The 16,094-nt window shown below is 72.4% G+C and carries 13 protein-coding genes, 1 tRNA gene and 1 pseudogene; 12 read left to right on the top strand and 3 right to left on the bottom strand.

Annotated features, from left to right (window positions below; translation table 11 throughout):
* The first annotated feature begins 202 nt into the window (after positions 1–202).
* From LNW71_RS20970 to LNW71_RS20940, 7 genes are all read left to right on the top strand, one after another.
* Positions 203–1,174, top strand: a complete 972-nt coding sequence (locus LNW71_RS20970) for a phosphatase PAP2 family protein (RefSeq protein WP_250972084.1) — start codon at positions 203–205, stop codon at positions 1,172–1,174.
* Positions 1,080–2,246, top strand: a complete 1,167-nt coding sequence (locus LNW71_RS20965; protein ID WP_250969635.1) for a hypothetical protein — start codon at positions 1,080–1,082, stop codon at positions 2,244–2,246. The genes LNW71_RS20970 and LNW71_RS20965 overlap by 95 nt, the downstream gene beginning before the upstream one ends.
* Positions 2,237–3,847, top strand: coding sequence for a hypothetical protein (locus LNW71_RS20960; RefSeq protein WP_250969634.1), 1,611 nt, complete (start codon positions 2,237–2,239; stop codon positions 3,845–3,847). The genes LNW71_RS20965 and LNW71_RS20960 overlap by 10 nt, the downstream gene beginning before the upstream one ends.
* The gene (locus tag LNW71_RS20955) at positions 3,844–5,178 is read left to right on the top strand and encodes an AAA domain-containing protein (protein ID WP_250969633.1); all 1,335 of its coding nucleotides are present in this window, start codon (positions 3,844–3,846) and stop codon (positions 5,176–5,178) included. Before LNW71_RS20960 ends, LNW71_RS20955 begins: the two co-directional genes overlap by 4 nt.
* 122 nt (positions 5,179–5,300) lie before the next feature.
* Complete coding sequence (locus tag LNW71_RS20950; RefSeq protein WP_250969632.1) at positions 5,301–5,642, top strand: hypothetical protein; 342 nt, start codon at positions 5,301–5,303, stop codon at positions 5,640–5,642.
* 175 nt (positions 5,643–5,817) lie between these two features.
* The gene (locus LNW71_RS20945; protein ID WP_250969631.1) at positions 5,818–6,525 is read left to right on the top strand and encodes a bifunctional DNA primase/polymerase; all 708 of its coding nucleotides are present in this window, start codon (positions 5,818–5,820) and stop codon (positions 6,523–6,525) included.
* Positions 6,516–6,589: transfer RNA gene (locus LNW71_RS20940), tRNA-Lys, on the top strand. The genes LNW71_RS20945 and LNW71_RS20940 overlap by 10 nt, the downstream gene beginning before the upstream one ends.
* 58 nt (positions 6,590–6,647) lie before the next feature.
* Here the strand turns inward: LNW71_RS20940 and LNW71_RS20935 are convergent.
* Positions 6,648–7,861 (bottom strand): annotated as a pseudogene (locus LNW71_RS20935) (M6 family metalloprotease domain-containing protein).
* 428 nt (positions 7,862–8,289) lie between these two features.
* Between LNW71_RS20935 and LNW71_RS20930 the strand changes: the two are divergent.
* Positions 8,290–10,188, top strand: a complete 1,899-nt coding sequence (locus tag LNW71_RS20930) for an EAL domain-containing protein (RefSeq protein WP_250969630.1) — start codon at positions 8,290–8,292, stop codon at positions 10,186–10,188.
* A gap of 134 nt (positions 10,189–10,322) precedes the next feature.
* Here LNW71_RS20930 and LNW71_RS20925 read toward each other — a convergent pair whose 3' ends face one another.
* Together LNW71_RS20925 and LNW71_RS20920 are read right to left on the bottom strand one after the other, a co-directional pair.
* Entirely contained in the window at positions 10,323–11,420 is a 1,098-nt protein-coding gene (locus tag LNW71_RS20925; RefSeq protein WP_250969629.1) for an LLM class flavin-dependent oxidoreductase, read from the bottom strand.
* Positions 11,421–11,580: 160 nt separating this feature from the next.
* On the bottom strand, positions 11,581–12,399 hold the full coding sequence (locus tag LNW71_RS20920) for a decarboxylase (RefSeq protein ID WP_250969628.1): 819 nt from the start codon (positions 12,397–12,399) through the stop codon (positions 11,581–11,583).
* Positions 12,400–12,559: 160 nt separating this feature from the next.
* On the opposite strand from LNW71_RS20920, the gene LNW71_RS20915 reads away from it, so the two are divergent.
* The 4 genes from LNW71_RS20915 (at position 12,560) to ehuD (ending at position 16,073) form a co-directional block, all read left to right on the top strand.
* A complete protein-coding gene (locus LNW71_RS20915) occupies positions 12,560–13,519 on the top strand; it encodes a D-2-hydroxyacid dehydrogenase (RefSeq protein WP_250969627.1) in 960 nt (319 codons plus the stop codon).
* A gap of 256 nt (positions 13,520–13,775) precedes the next feature.
* Positions 13,776–14,678, top strand: a complete 903-nt coding sequence (gene ehuB, locus LNW71_RS20910) for an ectoine/hydroxyectoine ABC transporter substrate-binding protein EhuB (protein ID WP_250969626.1) — start codon at positions 13,776–13,778, stop codon at positions 14,676–14,678.
* Positions 14,679–14,697: 19 nt separating this feature from the next.
* The gene (gene ehuC / locus LNW71_RS20905) at positions 14,698–15,432 is read left to right on the top strand and encodes an ectoine/hydroxyectoine ABC transporter permease subunit EhuC (protein WP_250969625.1); all 735 of its coding nucleotides are present in this window, start codon (positions 14,698–14,700) and stop codon (positions 15,430–15,432) included.
* Positions 15,429–16,073, top strand: coding sequence for an ectoine/hydroxyectoine ABC transporter permease subunit EhuD (gene ehuD, locus LNW71_RS20900; protein WP_250969624.1), 645 nt, complete (start codon positions 15,429–15,431; stop codon positions 16,071–16,073). Before ehuC ends, ehuD begins: the two co-directional genes overlap by 4 nt.
* The last annotated feature ends 21 nt before the right edge of the window (positions 16,074–16,094 follow it).

Below are 16,094 nucleotides of genomic sequence, written 5' to 3'. Positions count from 1 at the left end.
GGAACGGATCGTCCGGATTTCCATCATCGCGCACCCGCCCGAGAGGCAACCTGTGGGGCCGCACCGACGTCCCTCTCATCACAGACAACCGAGAGCAGCTGCGGGGGCCGAAAGTGCACCCCCGGGGGAACCGCGGCCGACCCGCACCGTACGGTTGAACGCCCGCCGTCGGCCGCATGAAAACATGATGGAGAAATTCCGGATGCCGCATGCCACCACCGCGCCCGCGCCGCGCCCCCGGCCCCGCTGGTGGACCGAGCTGCCGCTGCTCGCCCTGGTGTACGCGGCGTACTCGGGCGGCAGACTCCTCGTGCGGGGCGACGTGTCGACCGCCGTCGACCACGGGCTGCGCCTCCTGCATCTGGAACAGGCGCTCCTGCTCAACTTCGAGCACCCGCTCAACCGGCTGCTCACCGCGCACCCCTCCATAGGGATACCCGCCGACTTCGCGTACGCCTCACTGCACTACCTCGTCACCCCGGCCGTCCTGATATGGATGTTCCGGAAGCACTCCTCGGCCTACCGCTGGGCCCGCACCTGGCTGATGACCTCCACCATGCTCGGCCTGATCGGCTTCACGCTGATGCCGACCTGCCCGCCGCGGCTGCTGGCCGCCGGACACGGTTTCGTCGACACGATGGCCCAGTACAGCTCGTACGGCTGGTGGGGCACGGAGGCCAGCGCACCGCGCGGCATGGGCGGGATGACCAACCAGTACGCGGCGATGCCGAGTCTGCACGTCGGCTGGGCCCTGTGGTGCGGCATCCTCCTGTGGCGCCACGGCCGGCACCCGCTCGTCCGGGCCGCCGGCATCGCGTACCCGCTGATCACCACCTTCGTGGTGATGGGTACCGCCAACCACTACTTCCTCGACGCGGTCGCCGGCGCGGCCGTCATGGGGCTCGGCGCCCTGCTGGCCCGGCCCGTGATGCGGCTCGCCAACCGCGTCAGCCACGCGGCCCTGACCCGCTTCGCACGGGTGAGGCCGGCCACGAAGTCCCCGGATGTCAGTGCCGGATGCAAGACTTCCACGGGTGAGCGAATCCCCGGCCAGCGGACCTCCTCCGCAGATCCCACCGATGCCGCAGCACCGGCCGGTCCACCTGCCCCGGCCGACGTCACCGTCTCCGCGGGAAGAGCCGCGGGCGGTGACGCTGCGAGAGCGGCTCGCTGAGCTGAGGGGCCCGGCCGTCGCCCCGCGTCCGCTGGACGCCCGCGCACTGGCCGCCCTCGCCGCCAACCCCGGCTGCAAGCGACGCGCCCTGCTCGACGGGGCCGGGGTCGACAAGACCGCCCTCGCCACCGCGCTCGGTTCACCGGCCGCCTTCGGCCAGTCGCAGTTCGCCTTCATGCGGGGCAACGCCTTCGAGGCCAAGGTCAAGGCCGACGGCGGTACGGAGCTCATGCGCCTGCTGCACGAGCGGCTCGGCGAGCCAGGCGAACCCCCGCGTGACGTCCAAGTGCCCGATCTGACGGCCGCCGGCCCCGAAGGCCGCGCCGCGCGCACCGCGCTGGCCCTGCGGGAGGCCACCGCGGCGGGCGGCTGGTCGCTGCTGGACCACCCGATGCTGGCCCTGCAGGTGGCGGGCTCGCCCGCCTACCTGGAGCCGGACGCGGTGGTGGTGCACCCCGACGGCACCTGGACCGTCGTCGAGATCAAGTCCTTCCCCATGATCGACAGTTCCGCCGACGCGGCGAAGGTCGGGGCCGCCGCCCGCCAGTCCGCCGTGTACGTACTGGCGCTGGAGCGGATCGCGGAGGTCACCGACGGGGCGGCGGTCGGTCACCGGGTGCTGCTGGTCTGCCCCCGGGACTTCTCCAACCTGCCGACCGCGTCCGTCGTCGACGTGCGCAAGCAGCGCGCGGTCACCCGCCGCCAGCTGACCAGGCTCACCCGGATCGAGGACATCGCGGCCGCCCTGCCCGAGGGCACCACCTTCGACCCGGAGCGCTCCCCCGAGGAGCTGGTCACCGCGGTCGAGTCCGTCGCCGCGGCCTACGCGCCGGAGTGCCTGGCCGCCTGCGAGCTCGCCTTCCACTGCCGGGGCAGGGCCCGCGAGGCCGGTGCGGTGGAGGCACTGGGCCGCAGCGTGCGGGGTGAGCTCGGCGGGCTGACCACGGTCGGCTCGGTGCTGGCCGCGGCCGCGGGCAAGGAGGGCGACCCGGCGGACCCGACGGTCGCCGCGCTGCGCCGCGCGGCGGCCCTGCGCGCCGAGGCGCTGGAGGGCCGCACCGGATGTCACTGATCAGCACCCTGGCCCGGCTCGAGGCCGTGGAGAGCGGCCGCGCGCAGCCGATGGCGACGGTCCGGCACCGCCATCTCACCGACCGGCCGCTCGTCCTGGTGCCGCTCACCACCGCGGGCGAGGCAGGCGCCCCGCTCGGCGCCCTCGTCGGCACCGACCGGGAGGCGCCCCGGCTGCTCTCCGTGGCCCAGCCGCGCGACCGGGACCTGCGGTTCGCGTTCCTCGCCGAGCTGGCCGAGGCGGTCCTGCCGCACATCGAGTCGTACGCCGATGTGATCGAGCCCGCCGAACGCAGCGAGACCGACCCCGCGACCGGCAAGAAGGTCAAGGTCGAGACCGAGCTGTGCACGGACGCCGCGCAGCTGATCGTGCCGAGCCGGGCGGGCATCGAGTTCGTCCGGCTGCTCGGCCGCTCCATGCGGTTCCGGCGCACCGCCGAGGACGACCCCGACACCCCGTATCCGGCGCCCGCGCGCGTACCGCTGCTGGGCCGCTGGCTGACGCACTACGGCGAGCGCGCCCGGGTGCCGGGCTCCTCGCTGCTGCTGGCAGGCACCGATCTGCTCAACCGGCACTGGGCGACCGGGCAGTCCACCCTGGAGGACCAGCACCTGGGCGCCCTGCTCGCCTGGATCGATCCGCCGGCCGGCGAGTCCGGGGCCGAGGCGGCGCTCCGCGCCGAGCTGGCGCGGGACCGCGAGGGGCAGCTGTTGTGCCCGCCCGCGGGCCCGGCCACCGACCCCGACTTCGACAACCGGCTGCTGGCCCCCGCGATCGAGAAGTACGACCGCGCGCGCACCTCGCTCGCGGCGGCCGAGGACGGGCTGGCGGCCGACGCCCGGCTGGCCGAACTGACTGCGGCCGAGCGGGAGATCAGGTCGCTGCTGGCCGGTGTGCTGCGGCCGACCTGGGACGCCGTGTGGCGGGGCATCGACCTGCTGCGGGAGCTGCCCGAGGGGTCGAGGACCGAGGACCGCTGGACGCGGGACCGCTGGTCGTTCACCGGCCACCGCGACCGGGTGCGCTCCGGGGAGCCGCCGCAGCCGCGCCGGGACGACGCGGTGACGGCCGCCAGGAAGCTCGCCTCGCGGGAGACGGCGCAGGCGCAGCTGGAGGCCCAGGAGGCGCTGGACGATCCGCTGGTGCTGGCCGGACGCCGGCTGGCGGGCGAGGCGTTCCTCGGGGAGGTGACCGGGGTGGAGATGGCGTACAGCGAGTCGAAACGCCCCTCACCGCGCCCGCTGGTCACCGTCCGCACCGAGGAGCAGCCGCACCTGGCCGACCGGATCAAGGTCTACCGCTCGCTGGACGGCAAGCCGCAGACCGCCGAGTTCGCCGGTTACGGGCCGGCGGAGGAGGACGGGGCGGCCGCGCTGGTGCTGCGGATCACCGACCGGATGGGCCGCGGCAAGGAGCCGGCCCCGGGTTCGGTGCCCGAGCCCGGCGACCGGATCGCCTGGACCCTCTTCGAGCACGACCAGCGCGGCGGCCCGAAGCTGCCGGACCCGGAGGAGACCCCGTGGACCCACGGGGGCCCGCCGGGCTCCGCGGCCGCCCAGGCCGAGCATCCCGACCGGGTCACCACGGAGGATCTGCTGTGACAGCCGTATTCGACCCCGGCGCGGCGGCGGGCCTGGCCACCGCCGCGATCCTCCACGACACGCTGAACGGCACGGCCCGCGGCATCGTGGTGGACTCCCCGCCCGGTGCCGGCAAGTCGACGCTCGTGGTCCGCGCCGCACTCGAACTCGCCGCCGCCGGCCGCCCGTTGATGGTGGTCGCGCAGACGAACGCCCAGGTCGACGACCTGGTGGTCAGGCTGGCCGAGAAGGACCCCGAGCTGCCGGTCGGCCGGCTGCACAGCAATGACTCCGACCCGTACGACAAGGTGCTGGACGGCCTGGCCAACGTACGGAAGTCGGCGAAGGCGGCGGATCTGGCGGGGCTCGACATCGTCATCTCGACGGCGGCCAAGTGGGCCCATGTGAAGAACGTCGAGCCGTGGGGGCACGCGATCGTCGACGAGGCGTACCAGATGCGCTCGGACGCGCTGCTGGCCGTGGCGGGCCTCTTCGAACGGGCGCTGTTCGTGGGCGATCCGGGCCAGCTGGACCCGTTCTCGATCGTGGGCGCGGACCAGTGGGCGGGGTTGAGCTACGACCCGTCGGCCAGCGCGGTCTCCACCCTGCTGGCACACAATCCCGAGCTGCCGCAGCACCGGCTGCCGGTGTCATGGCGGCTTCCGGCCTCGGCCGCGCCGCTGGTGTCGGAGGCGTTCTACCCGTACACCCCGTTCCGCAGCGGTACGGACCACGGCGACCGGCTGCTGTCGTTCGGTGTCGCGTCGGACGGCTCGGCGGCGGACCGGGTGCTGGACGAGGCCGCGGAGTCCGGCTGGGGTCTGCTGGAGCTCCCGGCCCGGCACACCCCGCGCACGGACCCCGAGGCGGTCCGGGCGGTGGCCATGGTGGTGCGCCGGCTCCTCGACCGGGGCGGTGCGGCCACCAGCGAGCGCGCGCCGGACCCGGCCCCCGTGACGGCGGACCGGGTCGCGGTCGGCACGGCCCACCGCGACCAGGCGGCCGCGGTGCGGGCGGCGCTCGCGGAGCTGGGGGTGACGGGCGTGGCGGTGGACACCGCGAACCGGCTCCAGGGCCGGGAGTTCGATGTGACGGTGGTCCTGCACCCGCTGTCCGGGCGCCCGGACGCCACCGCGTTCCATCTGGAGACGGGCCGGCTGTGCGTCCTGGCCTCCCGCCACCGCCACGCCTGCATCGTGGTGTGCCGCGAGGGCGTCGCGGAGCTGCTGGACGAGCACCCGTCCACGGAGCCGGTCCAGCTGGGGGTCACGGTGAAGTTCCCGGACGGCTGGGAGGCCAATCACCGGGTGCTGGCGCACCTGGCGGAACACCGGGTGCGATGGGGCCGTTGAGAACGGGGGCGCGTCGGGGCACGACGACCGGGAGCGGCCGGGCGCACGCCCTCGTAAGCGCCCTTGCGCAGGGTTGGACAATAGAGGGTGGCCGTCGGGCCCACCGAAGGAGGAACAACCACATGGCACAACCCGAGCGGAACGAGCAGCAGCGGCTGCGCCCCGCACCCCTGCTCTTCGAACCGTCGGCCGCGGTCGCCGATCCTGAGCACTTCTTCGACCTGGAGTCGATGGACGATCCGCAGGAGCTGCTGGGCCGCGCCACGGAGCTGGCCCTGGCGTTCCGCGCCGCGACGGACCGGGCGGTGGAGTTCCAGGCGATCGCCGCTGCTCAGCTGGCCGATCCGCGCCGGTTCGACCGGCTCACCACCGCGGACATCGCGCAGCGGGCGGAGTGGACCGAGGACTACGCGAAGAAGATGGTCGAGTTCGGCCGGAGCCTGCTGAACGACCCCAGGCCCTGACCGCGCTCCGCCCCCTCGGCCGGTCCTGCGACGGCCTCGCGGCCGGGCCCGGTCCTGACAGCGGGTAGCACCCCTGGCATATGCCTGCGGGCAAGATACTCCTCACCTCCCCGAACTGTCCCGGTTTCCGGCAACTCTCGGAATTCGCTTGATCACTCCCGGTAGACCTGTGCACATGACCGCATGGCTGCCAGACGAAACGACGCTGCATCACGGCGACGGCCCCTACCGGGACGCCGACATCTTCACCGTCCTGCGCGAGCAGGCCGGGGACCGGACGGCTCAGGTCACCGCGGCCGGCGCCGCGTGGCTGGCCGGCGCCGCGGCGTACCCGCGCAGCACCCTGGCCCAGTGGGAGTCGCACCCCTCCGCCCCCGGGGTCCTGCCGTGCGGTTCGTCCTTCGACGTGGTGAACGTGCCCACACTCTTCGGGCGCCGGATGCTCGAACACCTGTGGTCCGACGGTCCGGGCTCCGGCCCGGTCGCCACGCACCGCGGGCGGATGCTGCTGTTCGCCTCCCCCGGCACCGCTCAGCGGCTGCCCTCACTGCTGGACTGGGAGGAGTGGGGCGGCGGCCCGGGCTCCCGTACCGGCGAGGACCCGGCGGGGCAGGACGGCGGCGACCGGAGGGTGCCCCCGCTGCTCTGTCACGGCACCGGGGACGCGGTGACCGTACCGCCCCTGACCTGCGGCCCGTCCGCTTCCGGCCCTCGCTGGGTGGTCGCCCCCGACACCCGTAGCCCCTGGCTGCCGGGGCCCGACGTACTGCTCTGGGCATGCGTGCGGGTGGCCAGGTCGGCACCCTCGTCAGGGCCCCGGATTTCGATTTTTCCTCCCGCCGATCAGGGTGCTAAGGTCTACGACGTCAGCAGGCGCCGCTAGCTCAGTTGGTTAGAGCAGCTGACTCTTAATCAGCGGGTCCGGGGTTCGAGTCCCTGGCGGCGCACAGACGGAAGAAGCCCCCTCGCGAGAGCGAGGGGGCTTCTTCGTTGTCGCCGTCCGCCCTACGTTCCGGTGGTGATCCGGACCGTCCAGGCACCCGAGGGCGTCCGGTCGGCGACCTCGATCGTGGTGTGCCCGCCGGGCACGGAGAACGTCTCGCCGACCCGTAGCGGGGCGTCCGCGAGCGGCGGGTAGACCGACTGGTCCCAGCAGGAGGCGGTGTCGGGGTGGGTGTCGATGACGTCGACCGGTCCGCCGCCCGACGGGGTCTCGTTGCGGACCCGGTAGAGCAGCACGCCCTCGGTGCAGGTGGACCGGTCGTTGCCGGTGGCGCTGCGGGCCTCGATCGCCACGGCGCTGCCCTCTCCGGTCCGGATCACCGCGAGCCGCGTACCGAGGGACGCGCCGGGTACGGGCACCGCCGCCATCGGTTCCAGGGTGACGACCCGGTCGCTCTGGATGCAGGTCACCTGGCTGTCGTCCAGCCAGCCGAGCTTCCACTTGTGCCAGCCGAAGAGGTCGGGCGCGAGCCCGAACTGACTGCCCATCACGTCCCAGTCGCCCACGTAGGTGTCCCAGTCACCCTTGCCGTCCGAGGGCCGGTGGTAGAGGTCGGGCAGGTCGAAGACGTGTCCGGTCTCGTGCGCCAGGACGTTGTGGTCCGGCGGGTGCTGTTCGAAGACGGTGACGACGCGCCTGATGTCCGTACCGTCGGCGTGCAGCGGCCGGTCGAAGTTGACGACCTTGGTGGCGTCCGAGTCGACGCCCGGGGCGTCCGGGTCGGCGACCAGGTAGACGATGTCGAACTGCGAGAAGTCGACCGCGGGGTCGGCCGCGTCGATCGCGTCACGCAGGTAGGCGCTGCGCCGGTCGTTGTCCCAGTCACGCTTTATCCCGTACCAGACCGACGGCCGGGGCATCTGGATCCACTTCCGCTGCGGATGCGGGCGCAGGATGAACTTTCCGTACGAGGCGCGCTGGAAGAAACGGGTGGTGGCGGGGAAGTAGTCGGCGGTGAGTTCGGCGGGGGTGGTCACCGGCCGGGCGTCCGGGAACGAGAGGAAGACCATGACCGCGTCGAGGGGTGGTCGGGGCGCGCGTAGGCGCCGTTCCACGCATCCACGCCCAGCGAGTGATGGGCCTCGGTGCGGGGCAGCGCGCAGGCGCCGGCCGCACCGTTGGCGGCTGCGGCGGGCCCCGCGACGAGGGAGATCGCGGCGAGCGCCAGGAGGGAGATCAGGCCGGCCACCACGGCGCGCGGACTCGGTCTCACCACTCCTCCGGGTCCGTGCTGACGCTGCACATCTACCTCCGGGTGCGGGGTGCGGACGCCTGGGATCTTCAGCACCCTCCCGACCACCCTGTGCCGGTTCGGGTGTTACGTCCTGTTGTGCTGCCCCAGTCGGGTCAGCGGCCGCCCCACGCGCCCGCTCACCGAAAGTCACAATCGATCACCGACGCAACGCTAGAGAACAGAGCCGCGCAAAAAAGATCAGTCCTGGACAAACCGGAACTGCACGCGAATGGCCCATGCACGCCGGACGCGAGGTCCGCAACAGTCGGGGCGCTGGAACGGCCGAGCCGCCAGCCTTTATGCTTCACCTCGCTTTCCTGCGCGGTTTCCGCCCCTCACAACGGCGCTCCACGCGGCGGGCCAGTCCGACCAGACCTGTCCGGGACAGAACTGCATGGCGGGAGCGAACGGTGAGCGCAACCTCCGAAGGGCCGAGGCCCACGGCAGGCACAGCCCCCTCTTCCGCACGACCATCGGTCACCGACTGTGACGGTTCGTGGCCTGCCGACGGAGCCGGCTCCTGCGAACCGCACGACTACCGGGCCGCCTTCCGGGCCGCCACGCTGCCGATGGCCGTCGTCGACCACGAGGGCCTGGTCGTCACCGCCAACGAAGCCCTGTCCGCCCTGGTCGGTGTCGCCTCGGCGGCGCTCACCGCACAGTCCGCGTCCGACCTGTTCGACCTCGCCGCGGACGGCCGCACCTGGCACTCGTACCGCGAGGTGCTGCACGGCCGGCGCTCCCGCTTCCGTTGCACCCGCAGGCTCAAGCACCCCGACGGCCGCTCGCTGTGGGCCGAGATCACCGTCGTGCCGATGCCCGCGACGAACGGGGCGGCCGAGGCCGGCCCGCCGGACACTGCCGCCGACGAAGGCCTGCCGCCCGGCCAGGTGCTGCTCTCCGTCGCGGACGTCAGCGACCGGCGCGAGCTGCAGAATCGGCTGCGCCATCTCCAGATGCACGACCCGCTGACCCGGCTGCCCAACCGGACGCTGTTCTTCGAGCGGCTCTCCGCCGTCCTGGAGACCACGCCCTACCAGGACGACTCGCTGCCCGCATGCGGCCGGATCGGACTCTGCTACCTCGACCTGGACGGCTTCAAGGCGGTCAACGACACCCTGGGCCACCGGATCGGCGACCGGCTGCTCGCCGCCGTCGCCGCCCGGCTCACCGACTGCGCCGGGCAGGAGGGCCCGCACCCCACCGGCGCCCCGCTGGTCGCGCGCCTGGGCGGGGACGAGTTCGCGATCCTGGTCGAGGAGTCCACCGGTACGAAGCAGCTGACCGACCTCGCCCGCACGGTGCTCGCCGCCCTGCAGAAGCCCTTCGACCTCGGCGGCCAGCGGCTCTCCGTCTCGGCGTCGATCGGTGTGGTGGAGCGCCCGGTGGCGGGCACCTCGGCCACCGGGCTCATGCAGGCCGCCGACACCACGCTCTACTGGGCGAAGGCCGACGGCAAGGCCCGCTGGACCCTGTTCGACCCCGAGCGCAATGCCCACCGGATGACCCGCCAGGCCCTCTCGTCCAACCTCAGGCCGGCCGTGGAGCGCGGCGAGTTCACCATCGAGTACCAGCCGCTGGTCGGCATGGCCGACGGAGTCGTGCGTGGGGTGGAGGCGCTGGTGCGCTGGAACCACCCGCAGTTCGGCATGCTCTCGCCGAATCGGTTCGTCGCGATCGCCGAGGAGGACGGCTCGATCGTGCAGCTCGGCCGCTGGGTGCTGCGGGCGGCCTGCCGGCAGGCCAGGCGCTGGCAGCTCGACCACCCGGCCGAGCCGCCGCTGTTCATCAGCGTCAATGTGGCCGTGCGCCAGGTCTGGGACTCCGACCTGGTCACCGATGTGGCCGAGATCCTCGCGGAGACCGGCCTGGACCCGGCGCTGCTCCAGCTGGAGCTGACCGAGTCCGCGGTGATGGGCTCGGCGGGCCGGCCGCTCCAGGCCCTTCAGTCGCTCGCCGACATGGGCGTCCGGATCGCCATCGACGACTTCGGGACCGGCTACTCCAACCTCGCCTACCTGAGCCGCCTGCCGGTCTCCGTACTGAAACTGGACGGCGCCTTCGTGCGCGGCTTCCGCTACGAGGACGGTTCGCACCCCAGCCCCGCCGACGAGACGATCGTCGAGGCCATGGTCCAGCTGGCCCACCGCCTGGGCCTGACCGTCACCGCGGAGTGCGTGGAGACGGCCTGCCAGGCGGAACGGCTGCGCCGGATCGGCTGCGACACCGGCCAGGGCTGGCTGTACTCCCGCGCGGTCGCCCCGGAGCGCATCGCCGAACTGATCGGCGCCCGCGCACTGCGGGCCTGAGACGGACCGGATCCGCTGCGGCTCGCGCCCCGGCGGGGCCTAAGCGGTGACCGGGGACGGGCCGCGGACAGGCCGAAGCCGGCACGGCCCCCTCGCGGGAGGGCCGCACCGGCTTCGGTGACGCGAGGACGGGATCAGGCTCCCGGCAGGCCGTACGCGTCCGCGATGAGGCCGTAGCTGTGCAGGCGGGCCTCGCCGCCGTGGGCGTTGGCGGTGATCATCAGTTCGTCGGCGCCGGTGCGCTTGGCCAGGTCGTCCAGGCCGGTGCGGACCTCGTCGGCGGTGCCGTGGACGATGTTGACCAGCCAGCTGTCGACGAACTCGCGCTCCATCGGCGTGAACGCGTACGCCTCCGCCTCCTCGGGCGTGGGCACCAGACCGGGGCGGCCGGAGCGCAGCCGGAGCATCGACAGGGCGCCCGTCAGCACCTGGCGGCGGGCCTCGCGCTCGTCGTCGGCGGCCAGGGCCGCGACGCCGATCAGGGCGTAGGGCGCGTCCAGGACCGCGGACGGCTTGAAGGACTCCCGGTACAGCTCCAGGGCCGGCACGGTGTTCTGGGCCGAGAAGTGGTGGGCGAAGGCGAAGGGGAGGCCGAGCATGCCGGCCAGCCGGGCGCTGAAGCCGGACGAGCCGAGCAGCCACAGCGGCGGGCGGGCCGGGGACTGGACGCCGCCGTCCGAGGTGGCCTGGACGGGGCCCGGGACCGCGTGGATCCGGGCGTAGGGGTGGCCGTCGGGGAAGTCGTCGTCGAGGAACCGGGTGAGTTCCATGAGCTGCTGCGGGAAGTCGTCGGCGCCCTCGTTCAGCCGCTCGGTGCGGCGCAGCGCGGCGGCCGTCGCTCCGTCGGTGCCGGGGGCGCGGCCCAGGCCGAGGTCGATGCGGCCCGGGGCCATGGCCTCCAGGGTGCCGAACTGTTCGGCGATGACGAGCGGGGCGTGGTTGGGCAGCATGACGCCGCCGGAGCCGAGCCGGATGCGCTCGGTGCGGGCGGCGGTGTGCGCCAGGATCACGGCGGGCGAGGACGAGGCGACGCCGGGCATGGAGTGGTGCTCGGCGACCCAGTAGCGGTGGAAGCCGCGGCGCTCGGCGAGCTGCGCGATCTCCACGCCGGTGCGCAGGGCCTGGGTCGCGGTACGGCCCTGGCCCACGGTCACCAGGTCCAGCACGGAGAGGGGTACGGGTGCCGTTCCCTCCGCCTTGCCACGGATCTCGTCGCCTCGAATCTCGTCCACGTCCTGGCCTCTCCGGTGGTGCTCGTATGTGCTCGCGTATCCGGAGAGAGGGAACAGGAGGTTGGCTCCGCTTATTCCCGGGAGCCGCCCATGGGAGCTGGTCACAGGGCCCGCTGCCGGGCCCCGGGCCTAAAGGCTGTCCCGACCCGAACGAAAGAACCTACTCCCCGAGGCCTCGGCCGTGCGCGTTCCCGCCGTGCGCGTACTTCCGGCCGCTCCCCCAGCTCGCCGGCGCCTTGGGCGACGCCGGGGCCGGCGGCGACTCGCGGGCCGCGAAGAGTGTGCCCAGCCGGGGGGCCCAGGCGGGGCGGTCGGCCAGCCGCAGGGCCTCCCTGACGGCCACCTGGTTCGCGGTGAGCACCGGCTTGCCGAGGAACTCCTCCAGTTCCGCGAGGTGGGCCACGGTGTGCAGGGCCGTGTCCGGCAGCAGCACCACGTCCGCGTCCGGGCGGTCCGCCGCGACGGCCAGCTCCCTGACCCGGTCCGGGCCCCACGCCGCGGCCTCGGCGGCGGTGGCGGCACCGGCCGCGTGGGTGGCGACCACCTCGATGCCCGCCTCCCCCAGGAACGCCGTGAAGCGCGCGGCGATGTCCTCGGGATAGGTCGCGGCGACCGCGACCCGGGCGGCGCCGAGCTTGCGTACCGCGTGGACGAAGCCGACGGAGGTGCTGGAGGCGGGCACGCCCACCGAGCGGGCCACGGCCGCCGCCTGGTCGTGGGCGCCCTGCAGGCCGTGCAGGAAGCTGCCGGCGTCGCAGGCCCACACGACGGACTCGACCCCGGCCCGCTGCAGCTCCTCGGCGCCGGCGGCCAGCCGGCCGGGCGCGCCGAGCTCCCGCAGGGCGTCTTCGCGATACGCGTCGTCGGGGCTCTCGGTGTGGTGGACGACGAGTCTGATGGTGCTGTCCAGCAGGATCTCCATCCGCGGGAAGTCGTCCTCCGCGAAGTGGCCCGGGTAGAGGAATCCAACGGTCGTCATGTCCACCCTTCCTGTGTTCCTGGTGTGGCGAGACTCCCCCGCTCGTTCCAAGTATTCCCCCATCCGCCCCGGTCATCGCTCCGACCTGTTGACGGGCGCGGGAGCTGCTGCGAGCGTGGGGCGTCCGTCCACCTCGGCCGACACGGAGGAACCGTCCCCCATGCCGGAGCCCGTCCTGCTCGTCCTGGACGCCGATCCGTCGCCGCGGCTCGGCAGGCTGGCCGGAAAGGTCCGGGTCCGCCATGTCGACGGGGCCGGTCTGGCCGCACAGCTCCCGCTGGCCGATGTGCTGCTGGTCTGGGACTTCGCCTCCGACGCGGTACGGGAGGCCTGGCCCGGCGACGGGCCGCGCCCCGCCTGGGTGCATACGGCGAGTGCGGGCGTGGACCGGCTGCTCTGCCCGGAGCTGGTGGACTGCGACACCGTGGTGACCAATGCCCGGGGCGTCTTCGAGCAGCCGATCGCCGAGTACGTGGCGGGGCTGGTGCTGGCGTTCGCGAAGGACCTCCCCGGCACGCTGGAGCTCCAGCGGCTACACCGGTGGCGGCACCGTGAGAGCGTCCCGGTGGCGGGCTCCCGCGCGGTGGTCGTCGGCGCCGGGCCGGTCGGGCGCGCGATCACCCGGCTCCTGATGGCGCTGGGCGTCGAGGTGGCGCTCGTGGGTCGCACGGCCCGGCGCACGATCCACGGCGCCGGGGATCTGGGCCCGCTGGCGGCGCGGGCCGACTGGGTGATCTGCGCGGCGCCGCTGACCCCGCGGACGTACGGGATGTTCGACACCCGGTTCTTCGGGCTGATGCAGCCGTCGGCCCGATTCATCAACGTGGGGCGCGGCCCGATGGTCGTCGAGGACGATCTCGTCGAGGCGCTGCGCAAGCGGTGGATCGCGGGCGCCGCGCTCGACGTGTTCCGGCAGGAGCCGCTCGACCCGGCGAGCCCGCTGTGGGAGGTGCCCGGTCTGATCGTGTCGCCGCACATGAGCGGTGACACGGCGGGCTGGCGCGACCGGCTGGGTGAGCAGTTCGTCGCGATGTACGAACTGTGGTCCGCCGGGCAGCCGTTGCCGAACGTGGTGGACAAGCGGCTCGGCTACATCCCGGGCACGGACCTGGACGGCTGATCCCAACCCCGTCCGTACCGTACCGACTTCACCACCTCATTACGGACATCTCCCGATAACACCCCGTCATCCGCCGTGCCCTGCACGGAAATACGCCCCGCGCTCGTCCCGTCGCACTCCGCCCACCTTCGGACACGGGAAGGTCACCCTCCGGCCACCGTTCGGTTACATGCGAGTTCTTCCTGCATAGACGTACGGGATCGGGAAGGCGCTCACCCTGTCCGGACTGTTCGAACCCTCCAGGAGACTGCGAACCATGGCTGACTTCCCGAACCTGTCCCGCCGGGGCTTTCTCAACCGATCGGCAGCCGTGGGTGGTCTGCTCGTCGTCCCCGGCCTGCTCACCGCTTGCAGCAAGACCGGCGCCGACTCCGCGGACGGCGAGGGAGCGCTCGCCAAGCTCCGCAAGCAGGGATTCGTCCGGGTCGCGTACGCCGACGAGGCCCCGTACGGCTACATGGAAGGCAAGACGCTCAAGGGCGAGGCGCCCACCCTGCACCGGGAGATCTTCAAGGCGCTGGGTGTCGACGAGCTGAGGCCCACCCTCTCCGAGTGGGACGGGCTGATCCCCGGTCTCCAGGCCAAGAAGTACGACGTGGTCAGCGCAGGCATGGCGATCACCCCCGAGCGCTGCGCCAACGCCCTCTTCTCGGAGCCCGAGTTCATCTCGCCGACCGCGCTGATGGTGAAGAAGGGCAACCCGAAGAACGTCACCGACCTGGCGTCCGCGAAGAAGGCCGGGATCACCATCGGGGTGATGGCGGGAGCGGTCGAGGGCTCGTACGCCGAGGGCGCGGGCATATCCAAGGACAAGATCAAGACGCTGCAGAAGCCGCAGGACGGCGCGGACGCGGTCAAGGGCGGCCGGGTCGACGCGTTCCTGCTGACCGGCATCTCGCTGCGCTGGCTCGCCAAGACCAACGCGGGCACCGAGGTCACCGAGGCCTTCCTGCCCGAGCTCAACGGCAAGAAGCAGTACAGCCCGGGCGGCGCGGTCTTCCGCAAGGGCAACGAGGACCTGCGGGACGCCTTCAACCGCGAGCTGAAGAAGATCGTCTCCGACAGGTCCCGCTATGTGGGCCTGCTCAAGGACTACGGCTTCGGAGCCACCGAGCTCCCGCCGGCGACCCTGAAGACGGCCGATCTGTGCAAGGGCTGACAGGGACGGAACCCACCGCATGAGTGACTTCTTCTCCGCCTTCATGGACGATCTGCCACAGCTGCGCTCGGGCCTGTGGGTCACTCTGGAGGCGACCGTCCTGGGCGCGCTGCTGGCGCTGTTCCTGTCCTTCGCCCTCGGCCTGATGTCGGTCAGCCGGCTGCTGGTGTCGCGCGGCGTGTCCCGCGTGGTCGTGGAGTTCTTCCGCGGCACCTCGCTGTACGTCCAGCTGTTCTGGCTCTACTACGCGATGCCGCCGCTGACGGGGTACGAGCTGACGCCGCTGCTCTGCGGCGTCGTCGCCTTCGGCCTCAACTACGGCGCGTACGGCGCCGAGGTGGTGCGGGGGGCGATCAACTCCGTCCCGCGGGCGCAGTACGAGGCGGCCGTCGCGCTGAACATGACGCCGCTGCACCGGATGCGCAAGGTGATCATGCCCCAGGCGTGGGTGCAGATGATCCCGTCCTTCACCAACCTGCTGATCCAGCTGCTGAAGTGCACGCCGCTGCTGTGGCTCATCTCGGCGGCCGATCTGATGACCGTGATCGAGAAGCTGCGCACCCGCACCGGTGAGACCCTCACCGCGTACCTGACCCTGCTGGCCTGCTACTTCGTACTGGCCTACGCACTGACCCTGTTGATGAACCTGCTGGAGCGGTCCGCCAAGCGGCGGCTCGGTCTGGCGAGCGGCGGTGGCAGCCTGCTGAAGTCCCGCAGCGCCGCGCCCGCCCCGGCTGCCGGAGGTGTCCGGTGAACAGCGGATTCGACTGGAACGCCGTCGACGAGGCGCTCCCCCTGCTCCTCCACGGCTTCAAGATCACCCTGCTGGCCACGGTGCTCGGCACGCTCGTCGCCGCGGTGCTCGGGCTGGCGATCGCGGTCGCCGGCCGGACTCCGAGCCGGTTCGTGACCGTGCCGGTGCGGGTGGTCATGGAGTTCGTCCGCTCCACCCCGCTACTGGTCCAACTGGTCGGCGCGGCAGCCGTGTTCAGCTCGGTGGAGCCGCTGACGGTCGGCATCGTGGTGCTGGGCATCCACTACGCCGCGTACACCTCGGAGGTGTACCGCGCCGGGATCGACGGCGTGCCGAAGGGGCAGTGGGAGGCCTGCCGGGCCCTGTCCCTGTCACCCCGTCGGACCTGGCAGGCCGTGATCCTGCCGCAGGCGGTGCGCAACGTGCTGCCCGCGCTCGGGAACTACGCGATCTCGATGTTCAAGGAGACCCCGTTCCTCGCCGTGATCACGGTGCAGGAAATGGCCTTCGAAGCCCGCAAGTACGGGGGTGACCACTTCGTCTACACAGAGGCGTTCACCCTCGCCGGAGTGATCTTCCTGGTCGCGAGCTACCCCACCTCGCTGCTGATGAGAAAGCTGGAGAAGCGCCTTGGCCACTGAACCTCTCCCCTGCAGAAGACC

This window comes from Streptomyces sp. RKAG290, assembly GCF_023701695.1.
Classification (GTDB): Bacteria; Actinomycetota; Actinomycetes; order Streptomycetales; family Streptomycetaceae; genus Streptomyces.
This window is presented reverse-complemented; position numbering and strand designations above follow the sequence as displayed.

Excerpts from the sequence above, each read along its gene's own strand:
- LNW71_RS20960 (WP_250969634.1), top strand. The coding sequence starts at position 2,237 with ATGTCACTGATCAGCACCCTGGCCCGGCTCGAGGCCGTGGAGAGCGGC.
- ehuC (WP_250969625.1), top strand. The coding sequence starts at position 14,698 with ATGAGTGACTTCTTCTCCGCCTTCATGGACGATCTGCCACAGCTGCGC.
- LNW71_RS20945 (WP_250969631.1), top strand. The coding sequence starts at position 5,818 with ATGACCGCATGGCTGCCAGACGAAACGACGCTGCATCACGGCGACGGC.
- ehuB (WP_250969626.1), top strand. The coding sequence starts at position 13,776 with ATGGCTGACTTCCCGAACCTGTCCCGCCGGGGCTTTCTCAACCGATCG.
- LNW71_RS20970 (WP_250972084.1), top strand. The coding sequence starts at position 203 with ATGCCGCATGCCACCACCGCGCCCGCGCCGCGCCCCCGGCCCCGCTGG.
- LNW71_RS20915 (WP_250969627.1), top strand. The coding sequence starts at position 12,560 with ATGCCGGAGCCCGTCCTGCTCGTCCTGGACGCCGATCCGTCGCCGCGG.
- LNW71_RS20920 (WP_250969628.1), bottom strand. The coding sequence starts at position 12,399 with ATGACGACCGTTGGATTCCTCTACCCGGGCCACTTCGCGGAGGACGAC.
- LNW71_RS20950 (WP_250969632.1), top strand. The coding sequence starts at position 5,301 with ATGGCACAACCCGAGCGGAACGAGCAGCAGCGGCTGCGCCCCGCACCC.
- LNW71_RS20965 (WP_250969635.1), top strand. The coding sequence starts at position 1,080 with ATGCCGCAGCACCGGCCGGTCCACCTGCCCCGGCCGACGTCACCGTCT.